Origin of the sequence: Sphingomonas sp. So64.6b (assembly GCF_014171475.1) — a bacterium.
GTDB classification, from domain to species: domain Bacteria; phylum Pseudomonadota; class Alphaproteobacteria; order Sphingomonadales; family Sphingomonadaceae; genus Sphingomonas; species Sphingomonas alpina_A.
In genome coordinates, this window is sequence record NZ_CP048817.1 from 809,628 (window position 1) to 835,651 (window position 26,024).

Genomic DNA, 26,024 nt, shown 5'->3' on the forward strand with positions numbered 1-26,024 from the left:
TCATGTTGGGGTGTTGTTCTGTGGTCAGTTCAAGGAACGGGGTCATAACCGGACCCGCCCCAGGGATGGCACCGCGAAATCCGCCGTGCCGCCAGCCACCCGCCCTTCAGCGCGCCATAGCGGCGAAGCGCCTCGATTGCATAGGCCGAACAGGAAGGGGCGTAGCGGCAGGTCGGCGGCAGAATCGCCGAAGGACCGATCTGCCAGGCACGCGCCAGCCCGATGAGCAACTTGGCGATCATCGCTTTATCTTTGCGAGAGCCTTGCCGAGGTCGGTGCGAAGCTGGGCGAAGTCGCGTTCGATGCCGCCATTGCGTCCGATCAGGACATGGTCGGCGCCGCGAATGCCCGATTCGGGAAGAAGATCGCGGGCCAGGGCACGCAAGCGCCGCTTCATGCGGTTGCGGACCACGGCGTTGCCGATTTTCTTGGTGACGGTGTAGCCGATTCGCATCGTCGCGTCGCCGTCGTCGCGATCGCGCACGAGCAGGACGAATCCCGGCATCGGTGCGCGTCTGCCAGCGTTCGCCGCGAGGAAATCGCGGCGAATCGCCAGAGTTTTCACTCCAGCGTCGCCAGCATCTATTGTCAGGCCGACAGCTTCTTGCGGCCGCGATTGCGGCGAGCGCGGATCACGTTGCGGCCGCCCGGGGTCGCCATGCGCGAGCGGAAACCGTGACGACGGGCGCGCACGAGGTTGCTCGGTTGAAAGGTCCGCTTCATCGGTCATTCCCTAAAATTCTAAACCCGGAGGGTATTCTGAATATAAAAGGGCCGCCACAGGGACGGCCTTGAAGGCGGTGCCCATAGGCAAAGCCGTGTCACAAGTCAACGCAGAGCGTCCTGTTCGGCGCGCGATCGGCGGCGTGCGCTGCTCGCCCGGCGCAGGCCGCGATCGGCGAGATCGCCAGCCTTGGGCCAGCGCCTCTTTGCACCGACGAACTGCCGCTTCGCCCAATGCGAGTTGCGCAGCATCAAGGCAAGGCCCGCGGCGAACACGACCACACCGCCCGGGCCGGGCACCAGCCCGACCACTGGCGCGGCGACGACCAGCGCGACACCGAGCGAGAACAGGCCGGTGCGCAGCATGGCGTTGCGAGGATTGGCGTCGGTCATGATGGTGATATGGGACCGCTGTATTGCCCTTGCAAGACACCATCGTAGACGGCTTTCGCGACTATTGCGGGGCCGGTCCATATCTGACAGCAAATGACGATGAGCAATTTTCCTTTTATCAGGCTGTCTCAGGCGCTCGTCCTCACGCGGATCATGACCGCGGTCTTCTTTATGGCGCATGCCGTGGTGCGGATTTCCAACGGGACGATCCCGCGTTTCGGCGCCTTCATGGAAAATGCCGGCTTTCCACAGGGTGTGACCATCGTCTGGCTGATCACGCTGACCGAGTTGATCGCCGGCACGATGCTGATCCTTGGCCTTTACATCCGCTGGACGGTAGTGCCGTTGTTCGCGATCGCGGGTACCGGCATTGTGCTGATCCATTATCAGCAAGGGTGGTTCGTCGGCGAACATGGCACTGGCGGCTCCGAATACAGCGTGGCGTTGATGGTGTTGTTGCTGGTAGTCGCGGCGGCGGACCGACCCACCAGAGCGCGGGCGTTCGCGTAGTGCGGGTTTGGTTCGAGTAGAACTACCTCCGGCGGGGGATTCCGTCCGAACCGATGCTCTCGTGACGACGCCAATCCGCCAATCGCGTCCCGTTCGGATGCTTTTTTGTTCCGCTTCGCCGCAAAGCCGTTACCAAGGGCGGCGATTGCGGGGAGGGGTGGATGGTTTCGGTCGTATCGACGGTCGCGTATCTTGGGCTTGAGGCGCGTGCGGTCGAGGTTCAGGTACAGCTGATCCCGGGGTTACCCGCCTTTCATGTCGTCGGGCTGGGCGACAAGGCGGTGGCGGAAAGCCGTGAGCGCGTGCGTGGCGCGATCGCCGCGATGGGCCTGTCGCTGCCGCCCAAGCGCATCGTCGTCAACATGTCGCCCGCCGACCTGCCCAAGGAAGGGTCGCATTTCGACCTGGCCATCGCGCTCGCACTGCTTGGTGCGATGGGCGTGGTCGATGCCGAGACGCTGGCCGATTATGTCGTGGTCGGCGAACTCGGGCTCGACGCACGGATCGGACCGTCGCCGGGCGTATTGCTCGCCGCGCTGCATGCGTCGGAGATCGGCAAGGGACTGATCTGTCCGGCGTCGCAAGGTGCGGAAGCGGCTTGGGCGGGATCGATCCAGGTGGTCGCCGCGCCCGACATCCTGTCGCTGCTTAATCATTTCAAAGGACATGGCCTGATTCCGGCAGCGCAACCGGGCGAAGCGGAAGAGGAGGCTTTCGGCCCCGACCTTGCCCAGGTGAAGGGACAAGAGACGGCCAAGCGAGCGCTGGAGATCGCGGCGGCGGGCGGGCACAATCTGGTGATGGTCGGCCCGCCGGGCGCGGGCAAGTCGCTGATGGCGGCGTGCCTGCCCGGCATCCTGCCGCCGCTCGACCCGGCGGAAGCGCTCGGCATTATGTAGCAATTGCACCAAGCGCAGTACAGACATAATCGTCTCCGATGCGTATGCTGCCGTATGACAGACTATATGGTAACGGGCCTCGTAGCGAAGCGTGCGGCGCTGGCAGGCGAGATAGAACGGGCACAGGATGCGCTGGCCAAGCTGGTGCAGGATCTGATGCATATCGACGCCACCCTGCGGATTGTCGCGCCTGACACAGCCGTAGAGGCGATCAGGCCCAAGGCGTTCCGTCCGCCTGCGGATTGGAGCAAGCGCGGCGAAATGACGCGGATGGTGCTGGATATTCTGCGCACCGCTCGCCAGCCCATGACCACGCGCGAGATAGGCGAGCGCCTGATTGTCGAGCGCGGGCTTGCGGCCGATTCAAGCATGCTCAATTCTATGGGACGTAGGGTCGCTTGCGCCTTGCGGCGCCAGCGCGATTTGGGGGTAACAACGTCTTCTGAGGGCGAGGCTGGGTTTTGGCAATTATGGACGCTAGCGCGATAGGTGGTGACAACTTCCCCTCCTGCTCCTATATCTCAGTCATGGCACTCCGTTTTCAGTTTGATGAGCGGAAAGGCACTGAGGCGCTGGCTTACATTGCGACGCAGTGGCCGGGCATCACGGTTTTTTACGCTTCCAAGGTCCTTTTCTTCGCAGAAAAGAAGCATCTCAATACGTATGGCCGCCCGATCGTGGCGGATACGTTTGTTGCGATGCCGAACGGGCCGGTCCCTTCTACGTTGTACGATTTTATAAGGGGTAATTTGGGGCTGTCGGGGGAGCAGCCCTTGGCCGAGAGAATTTCTCAGTTCATTGCTGATCAGGCCCCAAGGACCCTGACCCCTAATCAGCGGAATTTGATAATCAATAATCTTGCCGGACTTCCTTAGGCCGCCCGCTGCCAATACCCCGCCCACTTGCGCGACACCGGCGATACCATTGCAGCGCGCGTGACCATCGCGGCCTGCGACCCGTTTGCTTCGCGGCGGTTATCCTCTCGCCATGCCATCTCACCGGCATAGGCGTTCAGGTACGGGCCTGCGATATGGTGATGAACACCAACCTCTGCGCGGCGCAGGCGGCTAAAGAAGCTCTCAGCCTGATTGGTGCAAGCGCCGTCGAGCGAGTACGCCTTGCTATGGTTGATCCGCTTGGCTTCATAGCGACCGTGCAGCGCGTCCCAATGCGAAGCTTCGTCGGCGTGGATGATCGTGCCGAGCGCGACGGTTGCGACCACGGCGGCAACGCCAGCGGCTTCTGACTTGCCAACCATCGTGTTCGTGTCGCCGTTCCGCTCGCGCATCACGACGACCGACTGGCGCTTGCCCGACTGCGCCATGCGAAGGCGGCGATCGGCGCGCTCTGATTTGATGTTGGCTGGCTTCACATAGCCGCCGAAGTACGCGCCATCGACCTCTACGACGCCATCCAGAACGCGACCCTGCGCTTCAAGCTGCATTGCCTCGCGCAGCTTGTGCGAGAGGACGAAGGCGGTCTTGTACTGAACGTCGAGATCGCGCGAAACCTGGAGCGCGGAAACGCCCTTGGCACCATTTACGAAGATGACGATCGCGGCGAGCAGGTCGGTGTAGCTCAGCTTGCGGCTGGCGAAGATCGTGCCGCTGGTGACGCTGAACTGGTGATAGCAGGCAACGCACTTGAAACGCTTGCGGGTCGTGATGCTGTAGGTTTCGCAGCAACCGCAACGCGGGCACGATGCTTCACCGTCCGGCCAGCGCATCTGGCGGAACGCCTCGTAAGCCGCATCTTCGCCCATCTTGAAAACAGCCTTGAGGCTGAGAGTGCGGGCCGCTGCGGAAAGGAGGAAGTGTTGCATGTCATCGTATCCAGTGCTTATGCATCGGATATAGTGGCAATCATGCACTCTTGGCAATGGCTAATGTATCGCGTATGATGGCATTTGCGACGAACGGAGTGCTTTTGATGTCAGATACAGTTTGGGAAGCGAAAGTGAAAGGCCTGCTCAAGGCTGAGTTGAAGCGCCGGAACGTCACTTATGCGCAGCTTGTCGAAAAGCTGGCGGCAATCGGGGTAGTGGACTCAGAGCCGAACATCAGGAACAAGCTGGCGCGGGGCAAATTTACAGCGGTGTTCTTGATCCAATGCCTAGAGGCTATCGGCGCATCATCATTACGGCTGTCGGATGGCTGATTCTAGGCGCCCAGCATCCATATCCAGCCACTAATGGCCAACAATCCCAAGCTGACCCCCGTGTAGGCGATGCTCGTTCGAATGTCGCCGCGGCTTATCATCAACAGACCGAACGGGCGCAACGCCCGCCAGAACGCCAGCCCTGCGGCCCCGCCGAATACAAGAGCAATGACGAGCTGTGCGCTCAGTGGAAGGCAGCCGACGCCGCCGAAAAGGCCGCTTGGTGGGCAGCTTTTGCCGGATGGTTCGGAGGCCTCAGCTTCCTTGGTGTCTTGGCCGCCATCGGTCTGGCCTTTCACTCGAACTGGATCGCGCGCGATACGGCGAAACGCCAGCTTCGGGCTTATTTGGACATCGATTGCATAACAATCGCTAAGGGTAAACGAGATAAGGACAGACCTACAGAAACGAAATATAGCGTCAAACTCGTTCTGCGGAACTTCGGCAACACCCCAGCTAATAATGTCGTCATTATCGTCACTGGGCGACTTACTAACTTCCGCTCTGAATTTTCGACCTCCACCGAGACCGTTGATGTCGCCGTTATTTCTCCCCTCGTTAAATTTACTTGCGTGATCAACAGCAGCGCCCCTGAGGAATTCTGGCGGAGCATGACCTCCGATGAAGTAGGTGGCGGAGCCCGATACGAGGTGCTTGGACGTTACGAAGACGTGTTCCGCCAGTCCCATACGTTTAGCAGTGCCTTCGAGACCAAGGGGACCAAGCCTTCCTTTAGCTTCATTCCCGGCACTAGACATTCCACCTAGCGCCAGCAGCACCGCAAAAAAAATAGACACGCTCTATGCTCCTTTTGGAGCGGCGTTAGGAGCAACACCACCGTTTGCGATACGTTCGCCCTCGGGAGTAAGGGCGTCGGTCATCGCCTTGGTGCGTTTACTACATAATGCCGGAAGCGCTGGAAGTGTCGATGGTGGCGAGCGTCGCCGGCACGCTGAACGGCGGGCGGCTGACCCGCACCCGGCCATTCCGCGCGCCGTATCATTCGGCGTCGATGGCGGCTTTGGTCGGCGGCGGACTCAAGGTAAAACCGGGCGAAGTCAGCCTTGCGCATCTCGGTGTGCTGTTCCTCGACGAGCTGCCCGAATTCCAGCGCGCGGTGCTCGATTCGCTGCGCCAGCCGCTCGAAACCGGCTCGGTCAGCGTGGCGCGCGCCAATGCCCATGTGACCTTTCCGGCGCGCGTCCAGCTGGTCGCGGCGATGAATCCGTGCCGTTGCGGTCATCTCGGCGACGCGTCGCTGGCGTGTTCGCGCGCGCCGCGTTGCGCGTCGGACTATCAGGCCAAGGTCTCTGGCCCGCTGCTCGACCGTATCGACCTGCATGTCGATGTCCAGGCGGTGAGCGCCGCCGACCTTGTCCTGCCGCCGCCGGCCGAAGGATCGGCCGAAGTCCGCGCGCGCGTTGCCGCCGCCCGCGCGGTTCAGGCAGTGCGTTACGCCGACCATCCGGTGCGCACCAATGCCGAGATCGACGGCACGCTGATGGAGGCTGTCGCGACGCCCGATGAGCCCGGCCGCAAGCTGCTTGCTCAGGCGTCGGAAGCGATGCGCCTGTCCGCACGCGGCTATACCCGTATCCTGCGCGTTGCGCGCACCATTGCCGATCTGGCGGGGAGCGAGGGGGTTGGGCGGATCCATATCGCGGAAGCGCTGAGCTATCGGCGGCAGGCGCCGCGAAATTAAGAGCGCGCCGGCTGCGCGGTTATTCCAGCGCATGATGGTGCGGTGCTTGACGAAGTCCAGACCCTGCGATTCTGTCGACCCGCTCCATTGCCTTGCGGATTTCCTCGGCGATATTTTTCTCCTCCTCAGGCGGCGGCAAGGGGGGAGCCCAGATTCCGGGGCGGCGTGCGCGCAGCCATTGGTGCGCGGCGGTGACATCAGCGCGGACTTCGCGCTTGTAGCCCACGATCACCGGTTCTGCTGCGCCGGCCGGCAGATAGACGCGCACCGCTTCCTCCTCATAACCGATCGCGCGCTCGTACAGCGCGCGTTCGACACGGTCGTCGGCAACGGATTTGCCTAGCTTCGTCGCCTCGGCAAACTCCGAGTAGACGGCGCGCCAGCGAAAGATTGTGCTGTGCGAGACGCCGAACGCCTCGGCAAGCTCGCGATCGGTGAGTCCCTCGGCGTAAAGCTCTTTCGCCTGGCGGACATAAGCGGTTTGAAGGTTGAGGGTCGGGTTTCCATGCTTGCCGCGATAGTGCGGGTTGCGATGGGTTTGAATCGAGGTGCGCGATGAAAAGCGGGGGAGATATGGGACACCGGTTGTTGTATATCTTTAGTGTGCCTGACGAGCGCTATCGAGCAATTCTCGGACAAATAAATATATATTTATCAACTACTTAAGTGTATTTTTGAGCGTGCTCCTGCCTTTGGAGGTCGTGAGATAAGTATAGTGTCCCACAAATTAGGCGCGCTGGCCAAGCGCTCTGGGGCCGACGTAGCGAAGCCGACTTGTACACCGGCGGCGATGCGCTAGGCTGACCTTTCGTGCTGGGGCACGAGACGCAAGACGAGGCCGCGACGGATGCTGCTCTGACCGTTACGTCCATGGCATTTTCATCGCCGGCATCTTGCCGTCGATGAAATGGAGAAGGGCAAAAAGGGGAAACGACATGGAATGGATGATCCTGCCGCTCAAGAAATACTTCCAGTTCAGCGGCCGTTCGCGGCGCAAGGAATATTGGATGTGGGTGCTGTTTGTCGTGATCGCCTATGTCGTGTTGAGCATTCTCGATTCGGCGCTTGGCCTGGGCGGGCGCAGTTCGTTCAGCCCGAGCAGTGGCGCCAATCCGTACGGCGCGGGCGCGAGCGTCGGCGGGTATGTGTCCGGCGGGGTCCTGGCCAGCATCTTCGCGCTGGCCACGCTGATTCCGGGGATCGCGGTCAGTGTCCGGCGCCTGCATGATACCGATCGCAGCGGCTGGTGGCTCCTCGCGCCGGTCCTGCCTTATCTGCTCGGCGCGATCATGCTCTTCGCTGGCGCGATGGGCGGTGGCGGCTTTCTGGCGATCCTTGGCGGGATCGCGATGTTCGTCGGTTTCGTCACCGCGATTGTCCTGCTCGTCTGGTATTGCATGAACGGCACCAAGGGCCCGAACCGGTTCGGCGAGGATCCGAAGGAAGACAGCGTCGAAACGCTCGCGGATACGTTTGCGTAAGATATGTTTGCGTAACATCGTGACTTGCCCCGTCCGGCGGCCTGCCGGACGGGGAAAACCGACATGCACAGCGCCTATGGCGCGCGGGGCGCGACCGTTCCGCGCTTCGTCACCGAATGATGCCGAAAAGGGCAAATAGGGGGAAAGATCATATGGAATGGATGATCCTGCCGCTCAGGAAATATTTTCAGTTCAGCGGCCGTTCGCGGCGCAAGGAATACTGGATGTGGACCTTGTTCGTGTTCGTGATGGGCTTCGTGCTGGGTTTCGTCGATACGATGCTTGGACTTGGCGGCGACGCCGCGCCCGTCGCCAACGAGCCGCCGGCGACCGCGATCTACAATGCGCTGATATCCGGCGGCATATTGTCGAACATATTCACGGTGTTGACGATCATCCCGGGGATTGCGGTCAGTGTACGGCGCCTTCACGATGTGGACCGTAGCGGCTGGTGGCTTCTGTCCTGGGCATTTCCGGTGCTGATCGTGCTGGCATTGCTGTTTTCCGGTTACGGCCAGAGCGCCGCCATCCTGGTGATCAGCGGCATTGCGTTGCTTGCGTTCGCAATCATCGGCCTCATGATCTTCGTCTGGGACTGCACCGACGGGACGCATGGCCCGAACCGCTTCGGCGAGGATCCGAAGGACGACGGTATCGAAAGTCTCGCTGAGACTTTCGCTTAGCGCGGTCGCGCCGTGTCGGCATTAGGCTGCCGTCAAAAGCCGCCTGCCGGTGCGAGAACTGGCCGATTTGGTGGAACCCCGCCAGTCGGCCAAATTTCCGCTTGAATGGTGGAGCTGAGGGGAATCGAACCCCTGACCTCTGCAGTGCGATTGCAGCGCTCTCCCATCTGAGCTACAGCCCCGCTCCACCCGGCCCCGGTCGGGAATTGGGGCAGGAAATATCGCCTCTAGCGAGGCTTTTTCCGGGATGCAACCGGCTCTCCCGCCACCATCATAAGCGCCAATGCGCCGAGCCGCACGACGCGGGCGACGATGTGTGAAGCGGCCCCGCCAAGTACCGGAACAAAAGGTTCTTTCAGTCCTTTCTTACATGCGAACGGTCACGCAAGACGATGTGCCCGACGCCCGCAGGACGATCATCTGAAAGGACTTGTCATGGGTTATCAACGCAATCCTCGCATCGCAGGGCAGCAGGGCGAATATTACGGCGCCCGCGACCCGCAGGATACCGATCGCGGTTATGGTTTCGACCGCGGCGGCGCTTATTCCAGCGCGCGCGATTATGCCGCAGCAGGCGAATATGGCCGCGACGACGATCACTACGGTCCGCGCGAATATGGCCATTCCCGCTATGCCGAGCGCGAGCAGCGTTATGCTGGACAATCCGGGAGCCAATCGGGCTATCGCCAACAGCCTTATGGCCAGCGCGCCTACCGGCGCGATCATGGTTTCCAGGGCAGCTACGCCTCCGACGGGCATCGCTTCACCGAAACCGATCAACCGCACGATTATGGCCGTGATCGAGGCGACAATGGCCAAGGCTATGGGGGCCAAGGCTATGGGCGCCAGGGCTATGGCCGTCAGCCCCAGGGTTATGACTATGAGGAACGCGGTTTCTTCAACCGGGCTGGCGATGAGGTTCGCTCCTGGTTCGGCGATGAGGAAGCGGAGCGTCGCCGCGAACTCGACTCGCGCTATGACGAGCGTCAGGGTGGCAACTGGACCAGCCCCTATGCGCGCGACGACGATTATCACAATTGGCGTCGCAGCCAGATCGACGCGCTCGATCGCGACTATCATGAATATCGCCAGGAAAATCGTTCGAAGTTCGAGAATGAGTTCGGCACCTGGCGCAACGAACGCCAGACACAGCGTTCGTCATTGTCGAAGGTGGCCGAGCATATGGAAGTGGTCGGTTCCGACGACGAGCATATCGGGACGGTCGACAAGGTACGCGGTGATCGCATCGTGCTGACCAAGAATGATCAGGATGCCGGCGGTCGTCACCATTCGATTCCGTCGCGCTGGATCGACAGCGTCGACGACAAGATCAGGGTGCGCAAGACCGCCGAACAGGCCAAGTCGCACTGGCGTGACGAAGAACGCAATCAGGCGTTCTTCAACGAGGACCAGGACGGCAAGGCAGACGACGGGCGGATCGATGACAGCAGGGGTCCGCACGTGTTGAACAGAAGCTTTTCGGGTACTTATTGATCATCGGGCGCCCCTCTCCGACTGGGAGGGGCGAGCCACGCAACGGCGCGGGGCGAGAGTGGTTCTTCCCTTTCCCGCTCTTGCTCCGTCACCGCCTTGCGCTCCTCCCTCTCCCCCGAACGGGAGAGGGATTTTTTGCGTCAGGGACCGAGGATCTTCAGGGGGCGAGGATATTCGAAACGTCAGACTCCGAACTCAGATAGGGCCGCCGAACGTGTCGCAGGTGCGTGGGTCGCCGCTGTCGAGGCCGCGCTTGAGCCAGGCCTGACGCTGCGCCGAACTGCCATGGGTAAAGCTGTCCGGTACGACACGCCCTTGCGTCTCACGCTGCAGCGTGTCGTCGCCGATCGCCTGCGCCGCGGTCAGGCCTTCTTCCAGGTCGCCCGGATCCATCCGGTCGCGATTGCGCGCGGCCCAGACGCCGGCATAGCAATCCGCTTGCAGCTCGAGCTTGACCGAGAGCGCGTTGCCCTCGGTCCGGCTGCTGCGCTGCATTGCCGACTGGACTTGGTCGGAGGTGCCAAGCAGGTTTTGGATGTGATGGCCGAATTCATGCGCGATGACGTAATTCTGCGCGAAATCGCCCTTTGCCCCAAAGCGGTCGGCGAGCTCCGCGAAGAAACTGGTATCGAGATAAATGCCCTGGTCGCTCGGGCAATAGAACGGCCCCATTGCGCTTTGCGCCGCGCCGCAGCCGGACTGGCCCTCGCCGCCGAAGAAAACGAGCTTGGGCGCGCGGAACTCGCTGCCGAGCAATTGCTTCCATGTGGCATCGGCCGAGCTGAACGCATTGCACGCGGCGCGGGCCGACGCATCGGTGGTGCAGGCGGCAGTGGCCGTACCATCGGCAACGCGCGGTTGTGGCTGGCCGACCGGCGCGGTCGGGGCAGAGAGTTGCGATATGCTGCCCAGGCCACCGCCGAAGAAGAACATCACCGCGACCAGCACCGCGACGCCGGCACAGCCAAAGCGGCTGAATACCAGTGGAATCAGGCCGAGGAGCAGTCCACCGCCACCACCGCCGCCAAGGTTGAAGCCGCCGCCACCCTGGCCGCGTTGATCCTCGACATTGATGTTGGGATCGAAATCGTCGAGCCGCATGGCGAATGCCCCTTCGTTGCCGTTACGGCATGAATGCGCGGGCGGCGTGGTGGTTGCAAGACTTTGCCGTTTCGGCATGGTTTCGTAAGGGCGGCGATTGCGTGAAACGTGACAGCGATTTCATTAAACTGTCGTTGAACCGACGGCTTTGGCGGCCCATGTGCTGTGGCGATGGCCGACACAGAACCCGCTCCGAAGCCGCGCCGTCAGGCCAAGGCGCTGCCGTTGCCCGATTGCGTGGCGCTGGTCCTACAAGGCGGTGGCGCGCTCGGCAGTTATCAGGCCGGGGTGATCGAGGGCCTGGCGCACAACGCCATCGAGATCGACTGGGTTGCGGGCATTTCGATCGGCGCGGTCAATGCCGCGATCGTGGCGGGTAATCCGCCGGAGCGGCGGGTCGAACGCCTCAGCGCCTTCTGGGACACGGTGACAGGCGCGTTGCCGAGCTTCCCGATCTTTCCCAACGACCACTTGCGCGAATTCATCCATGAATGGTCGGCCGGATTCGTTGCGATGACCGGCGTTCCAGGCTTCTTTCGTCCACGCATGGTTTCGCCGGTATTCGCCACGCCAGGCACACCCGAAGCGATGAGTTTCTACGATTCCGCGCCGCTGAAAGAGACGCTCGACGCCCTGATCGACTGGGATCTGCTCAACCATGGACCGGTTCGGTTGTCGGTCGGCGCGGTTGATGTGGAGAGCGGCAACTTCCAGTATTTCGACACGACCGAACGAACGATCGACGCACGCCATATCATGGCGTCGGGCGCGCTGCCGCCGGGCTTGCCACCGATCGAGATCGATGGCCGCCTGTGGTGGGACGGTGGCCTGGTCTCGAACACACCATTGTCGCACGTGCTCGATCATCAGACCGCTGAGATGCTGGTGTTCCAGATCGATTTGTTCTCCGCCGCGACGGACAAGATGAAGACCATCATGGACGTGATGGCGCGCGAAAAGGAAATCCGCTTTTCCAGCCGCACGCGTGAAATCTCGACCCAGTTGATGCGCACCCGGCAGGATCGCGAGGCGATGCGCAAGGTGCTCGCGAAACTGCCCGAGGGAATGCACGACGATCCCGATGTCGTCGCTCTGACCGCGCGAGCGGCGGAGGATCCGGTCAACCTCGTCCATCTGATCTACCGCGCCAATGCGTGGGAAGGCGGCAGCCGCGATTTCGAATTCTCCGCGCGGACCATGCGCGAGCATTGGGAAGCGGGCCAGCAGGCGGTGGCCGAAACGATGGCCAATTCGCGGCTGGTCGCGGCAAATATCCAAACCGGCAAAAGCGCCGCGTTCGATTGTACCGTGCGATAAATCTAATCGAAGGAGCTTCCCGATGTTTCTCAAAGGCAAGAGCGCGATCATTACTGGGTCCACATCGGGCATCGGGCTTGCCTATGCCAAGGCGTTCGCCGCCGAGGGCGCGAGCGTCGTGATCAACGGCTTTGGCGATGCGGGGGAGATCGAGAAGGAACGCGCCGCGCTTGAAGCGACGAGCGGCGCGAAGGCGCTCTACGACGCGGCCGACATGACCAAGCCCGACCAGATCGCGGCGATGGTGGCGCGTTGCCATGCCGAGGTCGGCGGGCCGGATATCGTCGTCAACAATGCCGGTATCCAACACGTCGCCAGAATCGAGGATTTTCCGGCCGACAAGTTCGAGGCGATCATCAAAATCAACCTCACCTCCGCCTGGTATCTGATCCAGGCCGCGGTACCGCACATGAAAGCGGCGAAATGGGGCCGGATCATCTCGACCGCCTCGGCCCATTCGCTCGTCGCGTCGCCCAACAAATCGGCTTATGTGATGGCCAAGCACGGCATCGCCGGCCTGACCAAGACGATCGCGCTGGAAACCGCGACCGATGGCATCACCGTCAATTGCATCTCGCCCGGCTATGTCTGGACGCCGCTGGTCGAGGGGCAGATTCCCGACACGATGAAGGCGCGTGGGCTGACGCGCGAGCAAGTGATCAACGACGTGCTGCTCGACGCTCAGCCGACCAAGGAATTCGTGACGCCGGAGCAGGTCGCCGCTTTCGCCCTGTTCCTGTGCGGCGATTCGGCCAAGTCGATCACCGGCGCAAATCTGTCGATCGATGGCGGCTGGACGGCTGCCTGAGCCCAACTCTGAACGGGTAAATGCCTGATATGGCTTGGCAAGCCCCGTTATGGCTTGGCAAGGATCGCCAGACGTGGTTCGTTGGCCGGTAGAGGCCCGGAAAAACCGGGACGGAAAAAACTGGTCGCGTTTGCATGATGAGATTGGGGTTGGGATTGGCCGCTTGTGCGGCGCTGACGGCGTGCGGTAGCAAGGGCGATCGTCCCGCCACTGCGGCGGCGCCCGTGACGTTGGATTGGCGGCAAGTGGCGACCGATGCCGATCGCAATCGGTTGCGCAACTGGCGGCAGGCCTGGCTCGCGGCGCTGACCAAGGCGCGCGCGTCTGGCAACACAAAGGCACTCGCGGCGCAGGGGGAGTTGTTCGAGCCCGATCGTGCCCTGGCCGACGCTCTGCCGCCATCGGGCGCATATCGCTGCCGTGTGTTCAAGATTGGCTCCAATGGTACGGCGACACGCGATTTTACCGCCTATCCGTGGTTCGAATGCCGCGTCGACGCCGAAGGCGAAGTGTCGAGCTTCTATAAGACCAGCGGATCGCAGCGCCCGGTGGGGCTGGCGTTTCACGATAGCGATATGCGCGGCGTGTTCCTCGGCACGATGATGATCGGCGATGAGACCACCGCGCTCGATTATGGGCGCGACGCCGATCGCGATATGGCTGGGCTGATCGAGCGGGTGGGAGACAAGCGCTGGCGGATCGTGCTGCCCTATCCGCGCTTCGAATCGATGCTCGACGTGGTGGAGATCGTGCCGGTTAGTTAGGGCGTTTTCGGCTCGACCTTGATGCGCGGCGCGTTCTCGGCCTTTTCCGGGCGGATATAGATTGACGACAGCATCGGCTCCGCCGCCTTCAGGTCCGTCTCGATATGTTCGATCAGCGTCTCCGCCTCGCCCATCGTCACGGCATCGCAAAAATCGGCGCTGATCGCGACGAAGATCGAATTGGGTGCGGTGTGGATCGTGCGGACATGATTGACCGCAGTGACCTGCGGATAACCGTCAACGATCGCACGGACCCTGGCGACGATCGCGGCGTCGGCGCCTTCGCCGATCAGCAGCCCCTTGGCTTCGCGCGCCAGAAGGACGGCAACCAGCGCAAGCACGGCACCGATCGCTATCGAGGCGATGCCGTCGAGCCGCGCATCGTTGAAATAATGACTGGCCCAAATGCCGATAGCGGCAATGATCAGGCCGGCCAGCGCAGCGCTGTCCTCGAATAGCACGATGAAGCCGGCCGGATCCTTCGATGCGCGAACTGACTGCCACCAGCTGACCTCGCCTCGTGTTAGGTTGAATTCGCGCATCGCGATGAACCATGATGTCCCCTCCAGCGCGAAGGCGACGCCGAGAACGACATAGTTGAGCGTCGGGTTGGACAGCGCCTCGGGGTGAATGAAATGCTCATAACCCTCATAGACCGAGATGCCCGCACCGATCGCGAAGATCAGGATCGCGACGACGAACGCCCAGAAATAAAGCTCGCGACCATAACCGAACGGATGGTCCTCATCGGGCGGACGCTTGCCGCGATGCTGGCCGTAGAGCAGCAATATCTGGTTGAGACTGTCGACGACCGAGTGAAAACCCTCGGTCAGCATCGATGACGACCCCGAAATGCCCGCCGCGATAAACTTGGCAACCGCGATGCCGAGATTGGCGGCGAGCGCGGCCAGGACGACCAGATTGGAGCCGCCTTCTTTCACTGTCGACATTGCCGGCTCCCTGCTGGTGGTCCGCCTTATGCGCCGGACGGGGGGAGCGCCAACGGAAATGCCCGCCGCGATGGTACGCGGCGGGCATCCTTTCCTCCCCAGGAAACTCTCAACGACCGATGCTTGGGCGGTGGGGATTTTACAATCCGTTCAACCGCCATCGTCAAGCTCGAGGAGGAATTCGTATAAATAACCGGCATGTGCCAGCATTAACCGCCCGGGTCGAAGGTCAAGTTGTGGTCGTTGCTTGGCCAATCGCTTGTGCTCTTGTAAAGATATGACAGGGTGGCGCCGGGCGCGGGATCATGGAGTCGGGATTATGGTGGATCGCAAGCTTTTTGCCGGACATGCGGTGCGGCGGTTGCGGCGTCAGGCCGGGCTTACCCAGGCGGCGATGTCCGAGGTGCTGACGATCAGTCCGAGCTATCTCAATCTGGTCGAGAAAAACCAGCGGCCCTTGTCGGCGTCGCTATTGGTCAAGCTCGCGGAATCGTTCGATTTCGATCCACGCGCCTTGGCGGCTGGCGAGCCGGGTGGTGGCGAATCCGCGATCCGACGGCGGCTTGCCGATCCGATCTTCGCCGATCTGGAAATCGACCGTAACGAGATCGAGGAATGGTTGGCCGGCGCGCCTGGTGGCGCTGAGGCCTTTGCGCGCGCCTATGACCGGATCGGGGCGGGCGGCGAGGCTGTAGGGGCGGCAGCAGTCGATCCGTTCGCGGAGGTACGGCGCGAGATCGAGCGATGGCGCGGCCATTTTGCCGACCTCGACGGTGCGGCCGAAGGCGTGGCCGACGAATTGCGGCTTGGCGCTGGCGACCTTTATGGCGCGATCGCCGAACGGTTGCGCGTCAAGCACCAGCTGACCATTCGCGTATTGCCGGTCGACGTCATGCCGGACCTGCTACGCCGTACGGACCTTCATGCCCGGCAATTGCAGTTGAGCGAAACGCTCGATCCCGCCTCCCGCACCTTTGCCGCCGCTTATCAACTCGCGCAGATCGAAGCGCGTGGTGAGATCGAAGCGCTGGCCAAGGGTGCGGGCTTTGCCGAACGGCCGGCCGAGCGGCTCTACCGCCGTCATCTGACCGGCTATTTCGCCGCGGCGGTGATGATGCCCTATGCCCGCTTCCTGCGTGCGTGTGAGGCGACCGGTTATGATCTCGAGCTGTTGCAGCGGCGCTTCGGCGTCGGGTTCGAACAGATCGCGCACCGGTTGACAACGTTGCAGCGGGTCGGCGCGCGCGGCTTGCCGTTCTTCATGGTGCGGATCGACCGGGCCGGACAGGCCTCGAAGCGCTTTTCGGGCGCAAGCGGGTCGCCGCTGGCGGAAGCCGATGGGCGCTGTCCGCTTTGGCGGTTGCACCATGCGTTCGATCGTCCCGGCACACTCGCCGTGCAACTGGTCGAGCTGGAAGATGCGACGCGCTGGCTTACTTTGGCGCGGACGGTGACGCCGCAGGGACGGCGCTATGGTGCGGTTCCGGCGGAGTTCGCCGTTGGGCTTGGGGTCGCTGCCGAGCATGCGAGACCATTGGCTGTCGCCCGCGGCATCGATCTGCAGGGGGAGGCGGCGCTGATTGGCCTTGGTTGCCGCGCCTGTTTGCGGAGCGGCTGTCCACAGCGGTCGATGCCGCCGTATGGGCGGGTGCTGGCCATGAACGAACGCGAGCGTGGCGTCAGCGCTTTCACTTTTGCCGGAGATTGACTGGCGTTGAGAGTGTTGGAACCGATCCGGGGGCGATGACGAATTTCTCACTGACACGCGGTGGAAAACTGCTAGTCAGAGGAAATCGGGGAGAAAATCATGAAACGTCATCGGCTTGGCGCAATTCTGGGTATGGCTGCGATGGCGTCGGCCTGCGGCGGGGGTGGCACCGGGGCTACGGGTGGTTCCTCAGTCGCGACGCCGACACCCACGCCGACGGCCACATCAACGCCAACCCCGACCGCAGGGACGTGCTCGCTGCGCGATCGGCAGGATTGGGCGGCGGCTCAGCTGCGCGAATGGTATCTCTTCCCGGAAACGTTACCCGCCAGCCTCGACCCTTCACCTTATAGCACGGTCGATGCCTATATCGATGCGCTGACCGCGAGCGCGCGCAGCCAGCGGCGCGATCGATACTTCACCTATCTTACCTCGATTGCCGAAGAAAATGCATTTTACGCATCGGGGTCGAGTGCGGGTTTCGGCTTCCGTCTTGGCTTCGATCCTTCCAACCGCCTGTTCATCGCGGAAGCGTTCGAGAATGCCCCGGCCCAGCTTGCCGGTGCAGGGCGCGGTACCGAGATCGTGGCCATCGGCACGACCACCGCCAATCTTCGCTCGGTCAGCGCGATCGTCGCGACCGAAGGGGGCAACGGCATCGTCAACGCGCTTGGGCCAGACACTGTGGGCACGGCGCGCGTGCTGCAATTGTCGGGCGCGGGGGGCAATCGCACCGTTACCCTGACCAAGACCGAATATGACATTCAGCCGATATCGCCGACCTATGGCGCGCAGGTGATAAACGATGGCGGCCGCAAGGTCGGCTATGTCAATCTCCGCACTTTCATCAGCACCGCCGACCCGGCGCTTCGCACCGCCTTCGCAAATTTCCGCGCGCAGGGCGTGACCGAGGTGATTGTCGATCTCCGTTACAATGGCGGCGGCCTGGTCTCGATCGCGGAGTTGTTCGGGGACTTGCTGGGGCGCAATCGGTCGACCTCGGACGTGCTTGGCTACACCAGTTTTAGGCCCGAAAAATCGGCCGAAAATGATACGCGTAATTTCATGACACAGCCGGAATCGATTGCGCCCGCGAAGATTGCCTTTATCGGTACTGGTGGAACAGCTTCGGCCAGCGAGTTCGTGATCAATGCAATGATCCCGTACCTCCATGCCAATGCCGGCCTGATCGGCACCAACACTTATGGCAAGCCGGTTGGCCAGATTGCGATCGATCGGTCCGCGTGTGACGATCGTTTCCGTGTAATCGCCTTCGCAATACAGAATTCGGCGCGTCAGGGGGCTTATTATAACGGCCTTGCGGGCACGGTCGAGGCGAGCTGTCAGGCGCCCGACGACATCGGTTACCAACTCGGCGATCCGCGCGAGGCATCGACGCGCCAGGCGCTCGACTTCCTCGCCGGGCGAAGCTGTACGCCGATTTCGGCGGCGGTCGCGGCCACCCAGCGTGCGCAATCGGCCGAAAGCCAGCGGGAGTTGCTTATGCCGACGCGACCGAGCACCGCTCAGCGCGAAGTGCCAGGTCTGTTCTAAGGCGCTTGCTCCCTGTAAAATATTTACAACATTACGGAGAACGTTGGCTGTGCGTGACAGATAAACCCGTTCGGGCAGCGAATCTCGCTGTGGTGTGATGTAAATCTGTCTATCTTTGCGTCATTCAATGACGCGGGAAGACCTCATGACCTACCAGAACCACATCACGCAAACGGCTCAGCTGATCAAAAGCCAGAACGGCGCCTGGGACGGGATCGACGCGGAAGCCGTCGCGCGGATGCGGGTACAGAACCGTTTCCAGACCGGGCTCGATATTGCGCGCTACAACGCAGCGATCATGCGCAAGGATATGGCGGCCTATGATGCCGATCCGGCCAACTACACCCAGTCGCTGGGCTGCTGGCATGGATTCATCGCTCAGCAGAAGATGATCAGCATCAAGAAGCATTTTGGATCGACCGAGCGTCGTTATCTCTATCTGTCGGGCTGGATGATCGCCGCGCTGCGTTCCGAATTCGGTCCGCTGCCCGATCAATCGATGCATGAGAAGACCAGCGTTCCGGCGTTGATCGAGGAACTCTATACCTTCCTGCGTCAGGCCGATGCGCGCGAGTTGGGCGGCATGTTCCGAGAAATCGACGCGGCGCGCGACTCCGGTGACGAAGTGGCCGAGCAGCGACTCCTTCAGGCGGTAGAAAATTACCAGACGCACGTCGTGCCGATCATTGCCGATATCGATGCCGGCTTCGGTAATGCCGAGGCGACCTATCTGCTCGCCAGGAAGATGATCGAGGCGGGCGCGTGTGCGCTGCAAATCGAGAACCAGGTCAGCGACGAAAAACAATGCGGCCATCAGGACGGCAAAGTCACGGTGCCGCATGAGGACTTTCTGGCGAAGGTTCGGGCATGCCGCTACGCCTTCCTCGAGCTTGGCGTCGAGGACGGCATCATCGTCACGCGTACCGACTCGCTCGGCGCCGGCCTGACCAAGCAGATCGCGGTGAGCAAGGAACCGGGCGATCTCGGCGACCAGTATAATTCGTTCCTCGATTGCGAGGAGATCGATCCGAGCACGGCGCGTAACGGCGATGTGATTCTCAATCGCGACGGCAAGCTGTTGCGTCCGAAGCGCCTGCCGTCGAACCTGTTCCAGTTCCGCGCCGGCACTGGTGAGGATCGCTGCGTACTCGATTGCATCAATTCGCTGCAGCATGGTGCCGACCTGTTGTGGATCGAGACCGAGAAGCCACATATCGAGCAGATCGCCGGCATGGTCGATCGCATCCGCGAGGTCATTCCGAACGCCAAGCTGGTCTATAACAACTCGCCATCATTCAACTGGACGCTGAATTTCCGCCAGCAGGTGTTCGATGCCTGGGCTGCCGAAGGCAAGGATGTGTCGGCCTATGATCGCGCCAAGCTGATGAGCGTCGATTATGACGGCACGACACTGGGCGACGAAGCCGATGAGCGGATCCGAACTTTCCAGGCGGATTCGGCCAAGCGCGCGGGTATCTTCCATCACCTGATCACGCTGCCGACCTATCACACCGCGGCACTGTCGACCGACAATCTCGCCAAGGAATATTTCGGCGACCAAGGCATGCTCGGTTACGTCAGGGGCGTGCAGCGCAAGGAAATCCGCGAGGGCATCGCCTGTGTGAAGCATCAGAACATGTCGGGCTCCGACATTGGTGACGATCACAAGGAGTATTTCGCCGGTGAGGCTGCGCTGAAAGCGGGCGGCGCGCACAATACGATGAACCAATTCGCCGCCTGACGGCGACTGGGAACCAGTTCGCATCATAAGCGAACGGTACATCTCCTCGGGAGAGGATGGGGAGGCCCGGTGCGAGAGCGCCGGGCCTCTTGCGTTCGATAACAGCGCTGTGAAGCCTTCGCGGTCGAGCCTCGAATGGGTCGCCGCTGGCCCTGCGATGTGACTTGATTGCCACGCTCTCAGCAATCTTTCGTTACACGACCGACCTGTCACGAATAGGTCATAATCGCGGCCTAGCGGCTCGATCGAGCGAGAGGTTCACAACTGCACGAGACGGTAATGTCCTGCGGGAGGCCATATGAAAGTGGCTTTCACGCTGGCGTATCCGCGCGTGCCGTCTGGGCCTTAGCGATCCGTCATTTTCCTGGTTAGGGGTCCTTCAGTGTCCAAGGTCATTTTCGCGCGCAAGTCATTGTTCCTCGGTGCTGCGGTCGGTGCGTTGCTCTGCGCGGGCGTCGCGTCGGCGCAGGATGCGCCCGTCGCCGCCGCACCGGAAGCAGCGTCGGGCGATGGTCTCCAGGACATCGTGGTCACCGCCGAGCGTCGCTCGGAAAACCTCCAAAAGGTGCCGCTCTCGGTTGCAGTCGTCGGCGGCGAGGAATTGCGCAATTTCCAAACGGGTGGTGAGGACATCCTGTCGCTCGCCGGGCGCGTTCCCGGCCTGTATGCCGAAACCACCACCGGCCGTATTTTCCCACGCTTCTACATTCGCGGTCTCGGCAATATCGATTTCTACCTCGGCGCGTCGCAGCCGGTGTCGATCATTCAGGACGATGTCGTGCTCGAGCATGTCGTGCTGAAGTCGAACCCGGTGTTCGACGTCAATCAGGTCGAAGTGCTGCGCGGTCCGCAAGGGTCGCTGTTCGGCCGCAATACCACGGCGGGTATCATCAAGTTCGATACGATCCGCCCATCGAATGAATTCTCCGCCCGGGCTTCGGCATCGTATGGCAGCTACAACACTGTGACTTTCGACGGCGGCATCGGTGGCCCGATTGCCGGTGACGTGCTCTCGCTGCGCATCTCGGCGCTATACCAGCATCGCGATGACTGGGTCGACAACACCTATGTCGCTCCAGCGACCTTCCCAAGCACTGACGGCACCGTATCGCCGAAGAAGAACGCGATGGGTGGCTTCAACGAAAAGGACATTCGTGTCCAGTTGCTCTACACGCCGGACAGCGACTTCTCGCTGCTGCTCTCGGCGCATAAGCGCGATTATGACGGCACCTCGACCATCTTCCACCGTGGCGCGCTGAAGAAGGGTTCGAACGACATCTCGGCCGAACCGCGCGACCGCATCGCGCTCGACGAAGCGCAGAACAATCCGCAGGCCTACAAGACCTCGGGCGGACAGCTGAAGATGAACTATGACTTCGGTCCGGTCGCGCTCACGTCGATCACCGCGGTCGAAGGCGCGCTTGGTTATAGCCGTGGTGATACCGACGGCGGTGCTGGCGTAAACTTTCCGTTCAGCGTGGCTCCCGCGGTGCCCGCACCCAACGGCTTCGGGCAGAGCCAGGGCAATCTGCGCGGGCTCACTCAGTTCACGCAGGAACTGCGTCTCGCCAGCGACGGCGACGGCCCGTTCAAATGGCAGATCGGCGGCATGTATTTCGATCAGCGCGACGTAACCGAATTCTATCAGCGCACCTACTTTCTGCTGCCGAATCAACCGACTTATAACCCGAACAATTTCGTCCGGCTGCACGATGTAAACACGTCATGGGCGATATTCGGCCAGGCGAGTTATCAGGTGACTCCGGCGCTCACCATCACCGCTGGCGGCCGCATCACCGAAGACAAGAAGCAGACGCGGCTGGTGCGCAGCGTTTTAAATGCGACCGGCAAGACCGACATGTTCCCGGTAACCGCGCCGCGCTTCGTCGAATTGAAGGACACTCAGCCAAGCTGGGATATCTCGGCTCTGTATGAGGTCAGCCCGGACTTCAGCATCTACGCCCGCGTCGCTCGCGGTTTCCGTGGTCCGACCATTCAAGGCCGTTCGGCGGTGTTCAATTCGGCCTTCACGACCGCCCAGTCGGAGACGATCGTTTCGTGGGAAGGCGGCTTTAAGAGCAAGCTGTTCAACGATACGCTGCGCTTCAATGCCAGTGCGTTCTACTATACCGTCAACGACATTCAGCTGAACGGCAACGATTCCAACGGTAACGGGGTCCTGTTCAATGCGGACAAGGCCAAGGCTTATGGAATGGAGGCCGATCTCGACTTGCGTCCGATCCGTAACCTCACCCTGACGGCGGGTCTCAGCTTGCTGCACAGCGAGATCAAGGACAAGCGCGTCTTTGCTCAGGCTTGCAGTCTGAACGGTGTGCTTGTCTGCACCGTCCAGGATCCGATCGTTTCGCGTAACCCGGCAGACGGGAAGACCACGCCGGGCATTACTTACTACGGTCCGAACACCACATACTTCGCGCAGATCGACGGCAATCCGCTGCCCAACGCGCCGAAATATACCGTCGATTTCACCGGCCGCTACGACCTGCCGATCAGCGACAGCGGCAAGGTGTTCATCGCGACCGACTGGAATTTGCAGGGCTACACCAACCTGGTCCTGTACAAGACCAAGGAATTCTACGCGAACGGCAACTTCGAAGGCGGCGTGAAGGTGGGATACACCGGCGGCAATGGCGACTGGGAAATCGCGCTGTTCGGCCGCAACATCACCAATGAGAAGAACCTCAAGGGCGTGATCGAGAATTACATGGCGGCGGTGTTTAACGAACCCCGCGTCGTCGGCATCTCGTTCAGCGGCAAGCTGCACTAAGGCCCGACCGACCTTTCGTTTACCGGTCCGAAAGGCCCGCGATGCCAATCCGGCGTGGCGGGCCTTTTTCGTGCTCGGGACAGCGTCGGAAAGTTTCGTTCGCGTCACGATCGATCGATGTTATCGTGCCCCTGCGGAAATGCGGTGATCGGGAGTTGCTGATGAGCATCAATCTGAACTTCATAAATCGGTCGAGCGACACCAACAATTCGTCGGTGGTCATCTTCGGCCAGGTCGTGACGACCAATCTCGACGAGCCGGGCGCCGCGCTGAAGGTGATCGACCTTCGTGACGTTGGTGACGGTCACGCCTTCACGATCCCGGCGGAAAGTGATGATAGTCCACTCGATCTGATCTGGGTCGGCGCCGCCATGGCCTCGGACGAGGCCTGCTCGCCGACCGGCGATATCACCGTGGAGGAGGCAACGCCCTTGTCGCTCACCGGCGTGACCAGCGCCAGCATCGTCATGACCGGTGGTGACGGTGCGCCGCTGGAGTTTGCTCTGGCGGACGTGGTGACGGCTGGAAGCTAGGTGTTTGTTGTCGGAATTGGTGGGTAGGATCTCGGCGAGATCGACGTGGATTCCTGCGTTGATGTCCGCCTTTGATCGAGGCAGAGCACATACCGCCGGAGGTCGATCCGCGCGGGTCCTGAACCGCTGAACGGCGGTTCAGAACTGGAAGTAGATAAAGGCGCTCTTGACCTCGAGCATCACGAACACAATCGCGATCGCCACGGTCAGATAGGCGGTCTTCGCGACGACCAGCGGCGTACCGTTGGCGGCGAAGCGTGGCACGATGCGGTCGCGGACAAACCAGACGATGAACATCGACACCGTGAGTGCCGCCGCCATCATATAGCTGTTCGGGGCGAGCCCGAAGGCGTGATATTGGCGCGGATCGAGCATCTTGCCCCACAAGGTGAAAGTATCGTGCAGACTGACCGCGCGGAACGGGATCCATGCTGCCATCATCAGGGGCAAAGTGATCGCGACGCCGATCAGCGCACCGATCACGCCACCGGGCATGCGGATGCGCGGCGAGATGACGCGCTGCGCCCAGACCATTGCCGCGTGGTAGACGCCCCACAGGACGAAGGTCCAGTTGGCGCCGTGCCACAGGCCCATGATCGCCCAGGTGGAGAAGAGCGCGCGGGTGCGCTTGCCCTCGGTTACCTTGGCGGCGCCCGGTACATTCTCCGAGCTCTCGGCCAGCGTGTCCCAGGCGCCATGCCCGGGCTCGCGGTAGCGGCCCATCAGCGGGATATAGACATAATCGCGGATCCAGGTGGACAGCGAGATATGCCAGCGCTTCCAGAATTCGCGCGGCGAGGTAGCGACATAGGGGAAGTTGAAATTCTCCGGCACATAGATGTTCATGATCATCGCCGAGCCGATCGCGATCGACGAATAGCCGGCGAAATCGAAATAGATCTGGAAACCGAACAGAAAGGCGAGCGTCCAGGCGTCGAACGCGCTCATTTGCGCGATATTGCCGCCAAAACCCTGGTCGACGAACCCGGCGATCGTGTCGGCCAGCACGACCTTGAGGAACAGGCCGGCGATGATGCGTTCGATGCCGCGGCGGACCTGCTGGCCATCGAATGGGGCAGGGTCCTTCAACTGCGGGATCAGAATGTCCGGGCGCATGATCGGCCCAGCGACCAGATGCGGATAGAAGGTCACGAAGGTCAGGTAGCGCAGCATGTTGCGCTCCGGCGGCAGATCGCGGCGGTAAACGTCGATCGTGTAGCTCAGCGTCTGGAAGATATAGAAGCTGATGCCGAGCGGCAGGATGATGTTGATCGTGGTGAAGCTGGGATGGAAGCCCAGCACTTCGGCGAGCGAGAAGACGCTGTTGCGGAAGAAGATGAAATATTTGAAGAATCCGAGAATTCCGAGATTCACCACAAGGCTGACCTGCATCAGCCGCTTGCGCTTGATCGGATCCTCCTGCCGGTCGATCAGCAGCGCGAGATAATAATCCATCACCGCACTGCCGAGCATCAGCGGCACGAATTCGATTCGCCAGAAACCATAAAAGGTCGTGCTGCCGAGCAGCAGCAGCCAGAGCCGGGCGTTACCCTTTAACTGCCAATACAGGATGCAGATGATCGGCAGGAACAGGCCGAGAAAGGTGACTGAATTGAACAGCATCGATCAGTATCCCATCCGGCGCGCGGCCTGGTCGATTCCAGCGGCGAGGCGTTTGTGGCCGGCGGCGGTGAAGTGCATGAAATCGGCCTCCTTGAAGCCGAACAGCTCGTCGGTGACGGTCGCCCATTCGGGCCCCGGCACGACCGGGTCGATATCGACGAACCCCGCGCCGTGGCGTTCGGCGAGCGCCTTCAACTCGGCCTTGAACTTGCGGTACTGCGCCATCGGATAGGGGCCATCGATGTCCTGGCGATAGGGCGGCACATAGAGCAGCACATCCGCTCCCTGCGCCCGCGCATCGGCGACCATGCCGTCAAGCAGTTCCATGCGGTCGCGATAGACATTGGCATCGACCGGCCGCTTGCTGGTCGAATGGATGCCGAGCATCTGGTTGCGCAACGTGTGGACCGCGAAACCAAGCGTGCCGCGTAGCGAAGGCTTGGACCGCCAGAGCGGCCAATGCCGGGCCAGGAAGCGCGTTGCTTTACCCTCTACTCTGGTCTGCAGCGATTGGTGGCTTTCGGCCGCCTGAGGCGACGACGCTTTCAGGCTTTGCTGCATCGAAGGAGCGATGACGGGCCAATAGGGTCGCGATTCGAGGCTGGCGGTAACTTCAGGGCGTTCGGTGAAGTCGCCGATCGTATCGCGCACGCCGAGTTCGCGGATATCGTCATAGCATACCGGCAGGATGAGCAGTTTCGGACGGTATGTCGGGGCGACCGCATTCCAAACGATCGCTTCTTCGGTCAGGTTCGCATTGGGCTGGCTATAGGTGACGAGATATTTGCCGCGCTCGGCCAGCGCACGACGCAGCAGTTCAGGTGCGTTGACGTCGCCCGGTTGATAGCGATTGATGCCGGAGAGCTGCGAATTGCCGAACCACAGCACTGTCGGTGGCTTGCCGGCCTTGGTCCAGGTGGCGACACACCTGTTGCTGTCGACCGCATCGCTGCATTGCGTGATTTGACCGCGCTGCGCGAAGCCGGCAGTTTCCGCGCCAAAGCCCGCATCCGCCAGTTTGATCAGGATATGGGTGCGGGCATATTCGAGTGACCCCAGCGCGAGCACCGCGCCGATCAGCAGCGGCAGCCAAGC

General features: G+C 61.6%; 26 protein-coding genes, 1 tRNA gene and 2 pseudogenes. 17 read left to right on the forward strand and 12 right to left on the reverse strand.

What is annotated here, in order from left to right; translation table 11 throughout:
* Nucleotides 1–29 precede the first annotated feature (29 nt).
* The 4 genes from yidD to G4G27_RS03730 form a co-directional block, all read right to left on the reverse strand.
* Nucleotides 30–242, reverse strand: a complete 213-nt coding sequence (gene yidD / locus G4G27_RS03715; RefSeq protein ID WP_183112105.1) for a membrane protein insertion efficiency factor YidD — start codon at nt 240–242, stop codon at nt 30–32.
* The gene (gene rnpA / locus G4G27_RS03720; RefSeq protein WP_244624544.1) at nt 239–505 is read right to left on the reverse strand and encodes a ribonuclease P protein component; all 267 of its coding nucleotides are present in this window, start codon (nt 503–505) and stop codon (nt 239–241) included. The genes yidD and rnpA overlap by 4 nt, the downstream gene beginning before the upstream one ends.
* Nucleotides 506–588: 83 nt before the next feature.
* Nucleotides 589–723 (reverse strand): 50S ribosomal protein L34, encoded by a 135-nt coding sequence (gene rpmH / locus G4G27_RS03725; RefSeq protein ID WP_010162954.1) that lies wholly within the window; start codon nt 721–723, stop codon nt 589–591.
* 105 nt (nt 724–828) lie between these two features.
* On the reverse strand, nt 829–1,116 hold the full coding sequence (locus G4G27_RS03730; protein WP_244624545.1) for a hypothetical protein: 288 nt from the start codon (nt 1,114–1,116) through the stop codon (nt 829–831).
* 99 nt (nt 1,117–1,215) lie between these two features.
* Between G4G27_RS03730 and G4G27_RS03735 the strand changes: the two genes are divergently transcribed.
* The 4 genes and pseudogenes from G4G27_RS03735 to G4G27_RS03750 all read left to right on the forward strand — a co-directional run bounded on the left by G4G27_RS03735 (nt 1,216) and on the right by G4G27_RS03750 (nt 3,400).
* Nucleotides 1,216–1,626: a DoxX family protein gene (locus tag G4G27_RS03735; RefSeq protein WP_183112106.1), complete on the forward strand. Its 411-nt coding sequence runs from the start codon at nt 1,216–1,218 to the stop codon at nt 1,624–1,626.
* 161 nt (nt 1,627–1,787) lie between these two features.
* Nucleotides 1,788–2,513: pseudogene (locus G4G27_RS03740) on the forward strand (magnesium chelatase domain-containing protein); the annotation flags it as partial.
* Between the two features lie 66 nt (nt 2,514–2,579).
* Nucleotides 2,580–3,014 (forward strand): hypothetical protein, encoded by a 435-nt coding sequence (locus G4G27_RS03745; protein ID WP_183112107.1) that lies wholly within the window; start codon nt 2,580–2,582, stop codon nt 3,012–3,014.
* Nucleotides 3,015–3,052: 38 nt separating this feature from the next.
* Nucleotides 3,053–3,400 carry a Panacea domain-containing protein gene (locus G4G27_RS03750; RefSeq protein ID WP_183112108.1) on the forward strand — a complete coding sequence of 116 codons (348 nt, stop codon included), beginning with the start codon at nt 3,053–3,055 and terminating at the stop codon, nt 3,398–3,400.
* Here the strand turns inward: G4G27_RS03750 and G4G27_RS03755 are convergent.
* Nucleotides 3,397–4,347 carry an IS1595 family transposase gene (locus G4G27_RS03755; protein WP_183113597.1) on the reverse strand — a complete coding sequence of 317 codons (951 nt, stop codon included), beginning with the start codon at nt 4,345–4,347 and terminating at the stop codon, nt 3,397–3,399. The genes G4G27_RS03750 and G4G27_RS03755 overlap by 4 nt on opposite strands.
* 107 nt (nt 4,348–4,454) lie before the next feature.
* Between G4G27_RS03755 and G4G27_RS03760 the strand changes: the two genes are divergently transcribed.
* Nucleotides 4,455–4,682 carry a DUF6471 domain-containing protein gene (locus tag G4G27_RS03760; protein WP_183112109.1) on the forward strand — a complete coding sequence of 76 codons (228 nt, stop codon included), beginning with the start codon at nt 4,455–4,457 and terminating at the stop codon, nt 4,680–4,682.
* Nucleotides 4,683–4,684: 2 nt separating this feature from the next.
* Here the strand turns inward: G4G27_RS03760 and G4G27_RS03765 are convergent, their stop codons facing one another.
* Nucleotides 4,685–5,479 (reverse strand): hypothetical protein, encoded by a 795-nt coding sequence (locus G4G27_RS03765; protein WP_183112110.1) that lies wholly within the window; start codon nt 5,477–5,479, stop codon nt 4,685–4,687.
* 113 nt (nt 5,480–5,592) lie between these two features.
* Here G4G27_RS03765 and G4G27_RS03770 point away from each other — a divergent pair.
* A pseudogene (locus tag G4G27_RS03770) lies at nt 5,593–6,384 on the forward strand (ATP-binding protein); the annotation flags it as partial.
* Between the two features lie 19 nt (nt 6,385–6,403).
* Here the strand turns inward: G4G27_RS03770 and G4G27_RS24120 are convergent.
* Nucleotides 6,404–6,652, reverse strand: coding sequence for a hypothetical protein (locus G4G27_RS24120; RefSeq protein ID WP_244624546.1), 249 nt, complete (start codon nt 6,650–6,652; stop codon nt 6,404–6,406).
* A 667-nt stretch (nt 6,653–7,319) separates the two neighbouring features.
* Between G4G27_RS24120 and G4G27_RS03780 the strand changes: the two genes are divergently transcribed.
* Nucleotides 7,320–7,865, forward strand: a complete 546-nt coding sequence (locus tag G4G27_RS03780; RefSeq protein WP_183112111.1) for a DUF805 domain-containing protein — start codon at nt 7,320–7,322, stop codon at nt 7,863–7,865.
* Nucleotides 7,866–8,017: 152 nt separating this feature from the next.
* Nucleotides 8,018–8,548, forward strand: coding sequence for a DUF805 domain-containing protein (locus tag G4G27_RS03785; RefSeq protein WP_183112112.1), 531 nt, complete (start codon nt 8,018–8,020; stop codon nt 8,546–8,548).
* Nucleotides 8,549–8,654: 106 nt separating this feature from the next.
* Here the strand turns inward: G4G27_RS03785 and G4G27_RS03790 are convergent.
* Nucleotides 8,655–8,730 (reverse strand) — tRNA-Ala (locus tag G4G27_RS03790).
* A gap of 253 nt (nt 8,731–8,983) precedes the next feature.
* On the opposite strand from G4G27_RS03790, the gene G4G27_RS03795 reads away from it, so the two are divergent.
* The gene (locus G4G27_RS03795) at nt 8,984–10,042 is read left to right on the forward strand and encodes a DUF2171 domain-containing protein (RefSeq protein ID WP_183112113.1); all 1,059 of its coding nucleotides are present in this window, start codon (nt 8,984–8,986) and stop codon (nt 10,040–10,042) included.
* A 195-nt stretch (nt 10,043–10,237) separates the two neighbouring features.
* On the opposite strand, the gene G4G27_RS03800 is transcribed toward G4G27_RS03795, so the two are convergent.
* On the reverse strand, nt 10,238–11,143 hold the full coding sequence (locus G4G27_RS03800) for a neutral zinc metallopeptidase (RefSeq protein WP_183113599.1): 906 nt from the start codon (nt 11,141–11,143) through the stop codon (nt 10,238–10,240).
* A 171-nt stretch (nt 11,144–11,314) separates the two neighbouring features.
* Between G4G27_RS03800 and G4G27_RS03805 the strand changes: the two genes are divergently transcribed.
* The 3 genes from G4G27_RS03805 (at nt 11,315) to G4G27_RS03815 (ending at nt 14,032) form a co-directional block, all read left to right on the forward strand.
* Nucleotides 11,315–12,460 (forward strand): patatin-like phospholipase family protein, encoded by a 1,146-nt coding sequence (locus tag G4G27_RS03805; RefSeq protein ID WP_183112114.1) that lies wholly within the window; start codon nt 11,315–11,317, stop codon nt 12,458–12,460.
* 22 nt (nt 12,461–12,482) lie between these two features.
* Nucleotides 12,483–13,268, forward strand: coding sequence for a 3-hydroxybutyrate dehydrogenase (locus tag G4G27_RS03810; RefSeq protein ID WP_183112115.1), 786 nt, complete (start codon nt 12,483–12,485; stop codon nt 13,266–13,268).
* Nucleotides 13,269–13,417: 149 nt separating this feature from the next.
* Entirely contained in the window at nt 13,418–14,032 is a 615-nt protein-coding gene (locus G4G27_RS03815; protein ID WP_244624547.1) for a DUF4893 domain-containing protein, read from the forward strand.
* On the opposite strand, the gene G4G27_RS03820 is transcribed toward G4G27_RS03815, so the two are convergent.
* Nucleotides 14,029–14,982, reverse strand: coding sequence for a cation diffusion facilitator family transporter (locus G4G27_RS03820; protein ID WP_183112117.1), 954 nt, complete (start codon nt 14,980–14,982; stop codon nt 14,029–14,031). The genes G4G27_RS03815 and G4G27_RS03820 overlap by 4 nt on opposite strands.
* 319 nt (nt 14,983–15,301) lie before the next feature.
* Between G4G27_RS03820 and G4G27_RS03825 the strand changes: the two genes are divergently transcribed.
* The 5 genes from G4G27_RS03825 to G4G27_RS03845 all read left to right on the forward strand — a co-directional run bounded on the left by G4G27_RS03825 (nt 15,302) and on the right by G4G27_RS03845 (nt 23,306).
* Nucleotides 15,302–16,690, forward strand: a complete 1,389-nt coding sequence (locus G4G27_RS03825; RefSeq protein WP_183112118.1) for a short-chain fatty acyl-CoA regulator family protein — start codon at nt 15,302–15,304, stop codon at nt 16,688–16,690.
* Nucleotides 16,691–16,789: 99 nt separating this feature from the next.
* The gene (locus tag G4G27_RS03830; protein ID WP_183112119.1) at nt 16,790–18,244 is read left to right on the forward strand and encodes a S41 family peptidase; all 1,455 of its coding nucleotides are present in this window, start codon (nt 16,790–16,792) and stop codon (nt 18,242–18,244) included.
* Between the two features lie 145 nt (nt 18,245–18,389).
* Complete coding sequence (locus tag G4G27_RS03835) at nt 18,390–19,985, forward strand: isocitrate lyase (protein WP_183112120.1); 1,596 nt, start codon at nt 18,390–18,392, stop codon at nt 19,983–19,985.
* A gap of 382 nt (nt 19,986–20,367) precedes the next feature.
* Nucleotides 20,368–22,773, forward strand: coding sequence for a TonB-dependent receptor (locus G4G27_RS03840; protein WP_183112121.1), 2,406 nt, complete (start codon nt 20,368–20,370; stop codon nt 22,771–22,773).
* A gap of 161 nt (nt 22,774–22,934) precedes the next feature.
* On the forward strand, nt 22,935–23,306 hold the full coding sequence (locus G4G27_RS03845; protein WP_183112122.1) for a hypothetical protein: 372 nt from the start codon (nt 22,935–22,937) through the stop codon (nt 23,304–23,306).
* 138 nt (nt 23,307–23,444) lie between these two features.
* Here G4G27_RS03845 and G4G27_RS03850 read toward each other — a convergent pair whose 3' ends face one another.
* Both G4G27_RS03850 and G4G27_RS03855 read right to left on the reverse strand, forming a co-directional pair.
* Nucleotides 23,445–24,929, reverse strand: a complete 1,485-nt coding sequence (locus G4G27_RS03850; RefSeq protein ID WP_183112123.1) for an MBOAT family protein — start codon at nt 24,927–24,929, stop codon at nt 23,445–23,447.
* A gap of 3 nt (nt 24,930–24,932) precedes the next feature.
* Complete coding sequence (locus G4G27_RS03855; RefSeq protein ID WP_183112124.1) at nt 24,933–25,997, reverse strand: SGNH/GDSL hydrolase family protein; 1,065 nt, start codon at nt 25,995–25,997, stop codon at nt 24,933–24,935.
* Nucleotides 25,998–26,024 lie beyond the last annotated feature (27 nt).

Excerpts from the sequence above, each read along its gene's own strand:
- G4G27_RS03835 (WP_183112120.1), top strand. The coding sequence starts at position 18,390 with ATGACCTACCAGAACCACATCACGCAAACGGCTCAGCTGATCAAAAGC.
- G4G27_RS03745 (WP_183112107.1), top strand. The coding sequence starts at position 2,580 with ATGACAGACTATATGGTAACGGGCCTCGTAGCGAAGCGTGCGGCGCTG.
- G4G27_RS03830 (WP_183112119.1), top strand. The coding sequence starts at position 16,790 with ATGAAACGTCATCGGCTTGGCGCAATTCTGGGTATGGCTGCGATGGCG.
- yidD (WP_183112105.1), bottom strand. The coding sequence starts at position 242 with ATGATCGCCAAGTTGCTCATCGGGCTGGCGCGTGCCTGGCAGATCGGT.
- G4G27_RS03845 (WP_183112122.1), top strand. The coding sequence starts at position 22,935 with ATGAGCATCAATCTGAACTTCATAAATCGGTCGAGCGACACCAACAAT.
- G4G27_RS03825 (WP_183112118.1), top strand. The coding sequence starts at position 15,302 with ATGGTGGATCGCAAGCTTTTTGCCGGACATGCGGTGCGGCGGTTGCGG.
- G4G27_RS03805 (WP_183112114.1), top strand. The coding sequence starts at position 11,315 with ATGGCCGACACAGAACCCGCTCCGAAGCCGCGCCGTCAGGCCAAGGCG.
- G4G27_RS03850 (WP_183112123.1), bottom strand. The coding sequence starts at position 24,929 with ATGCTGTTCAATTCAGTCACCTTTCTCGGCCTGTTCCTGCCGATCATC.
- G4G27_RS03810 (WP_183112115.1), top strand. The coding sequence starts at position 12,483 with ATGTTTCTCAAAGGCAAGAGCGCGATCATTACTGGGTCCACATCGGGC.
- G4G27_RS03785 (WP_183112112.1), top strand. The coding sequence starts at position 8,018 with ATGGAATGGATGATCCTGCCGCTCAGGAAATATTTTCAGTTCAGCGGC.
- G4G27_RS03750 (WP_183112108.1), top strand. The coding sequence starts at position 3,053 with ATGGCACTCCGTTTTCAGTTTGATGAGCGGAAAGGCACTGAGGCGCTG.
- G4G27_RS03730 (WP_244624545.1), bottom strand. The coding sequence starts at position 1,116 with ATGACCGACGCCAATCCTCGCAACGCCATGCTGCGCACCGGCCTGTTC.
- G4G27_RS03735 (WP_183112106.1), top strand. The coding sequence starts at position 1,216 with ATGAGCAATTTTCCTTTTATCAGGCTGTCTCAGGCGCTCGTCCTCACG.
- G4G27_RS03795 (WP_183112113.1), top strand. The coding sequence starts at position 8,984 with ATGGGTTATCAACGCAATCCTCGCATCGCAGGGCAGCAGGGCGAATAT.
- G4G27_RS03755 (WP_183113597.1), bottom strand. The coding sequence starts at position 4,347 with ATGCAACACTTCCTCCTTTCCGCAGCGGCCCGCACTCTCAGCCTCAAG.
- rnpA (WP_244624544.1), bottom strand. The coding sequence starts at position 505 with ATGCCGGGATTCGTCCTGCTCGTGCGCGATCGCGACGACGGCGACGCG.
- G4G27_RS03820 (WP_183112117.1), bottom strand. The coding sequence starts at position 14,982 with ATGTCGACAGTGAAAGAAGGCGGCTCCAATCTGGTCGTCCTGGCCGCG.
- G4G27_RS03760 (WP_183112109.1), top strand. The coding sequence starts at position 4,455 with ATGTCAGATACAGTTTGGGAAGCGAAAGTGAAAGGCCTGCTCAAGGCT.
- G4G27_RS03780 (WP_183112111.1), top strand. The coding sequence starts at position 7,320 with ATGGAATGGATGATCCTGCCGCTCAAGAAATACTTCCAGTTCAGCGGC.
- G4G27_RS03800 (WP_183113599.1), bottom strand. The coding sequence starts at position 11,143 with ATGCGGCTCGACGATTTCGATCCCAACATCAATGTCGAGGATCAACGC.
- rpmH (WP_010162954.1), bottom strand. The coding sequence starts at position 723 with ATGAAGCGGACCTTTCAACCGAGCAACCTCGTGCGCGCCCGTCGTCAC.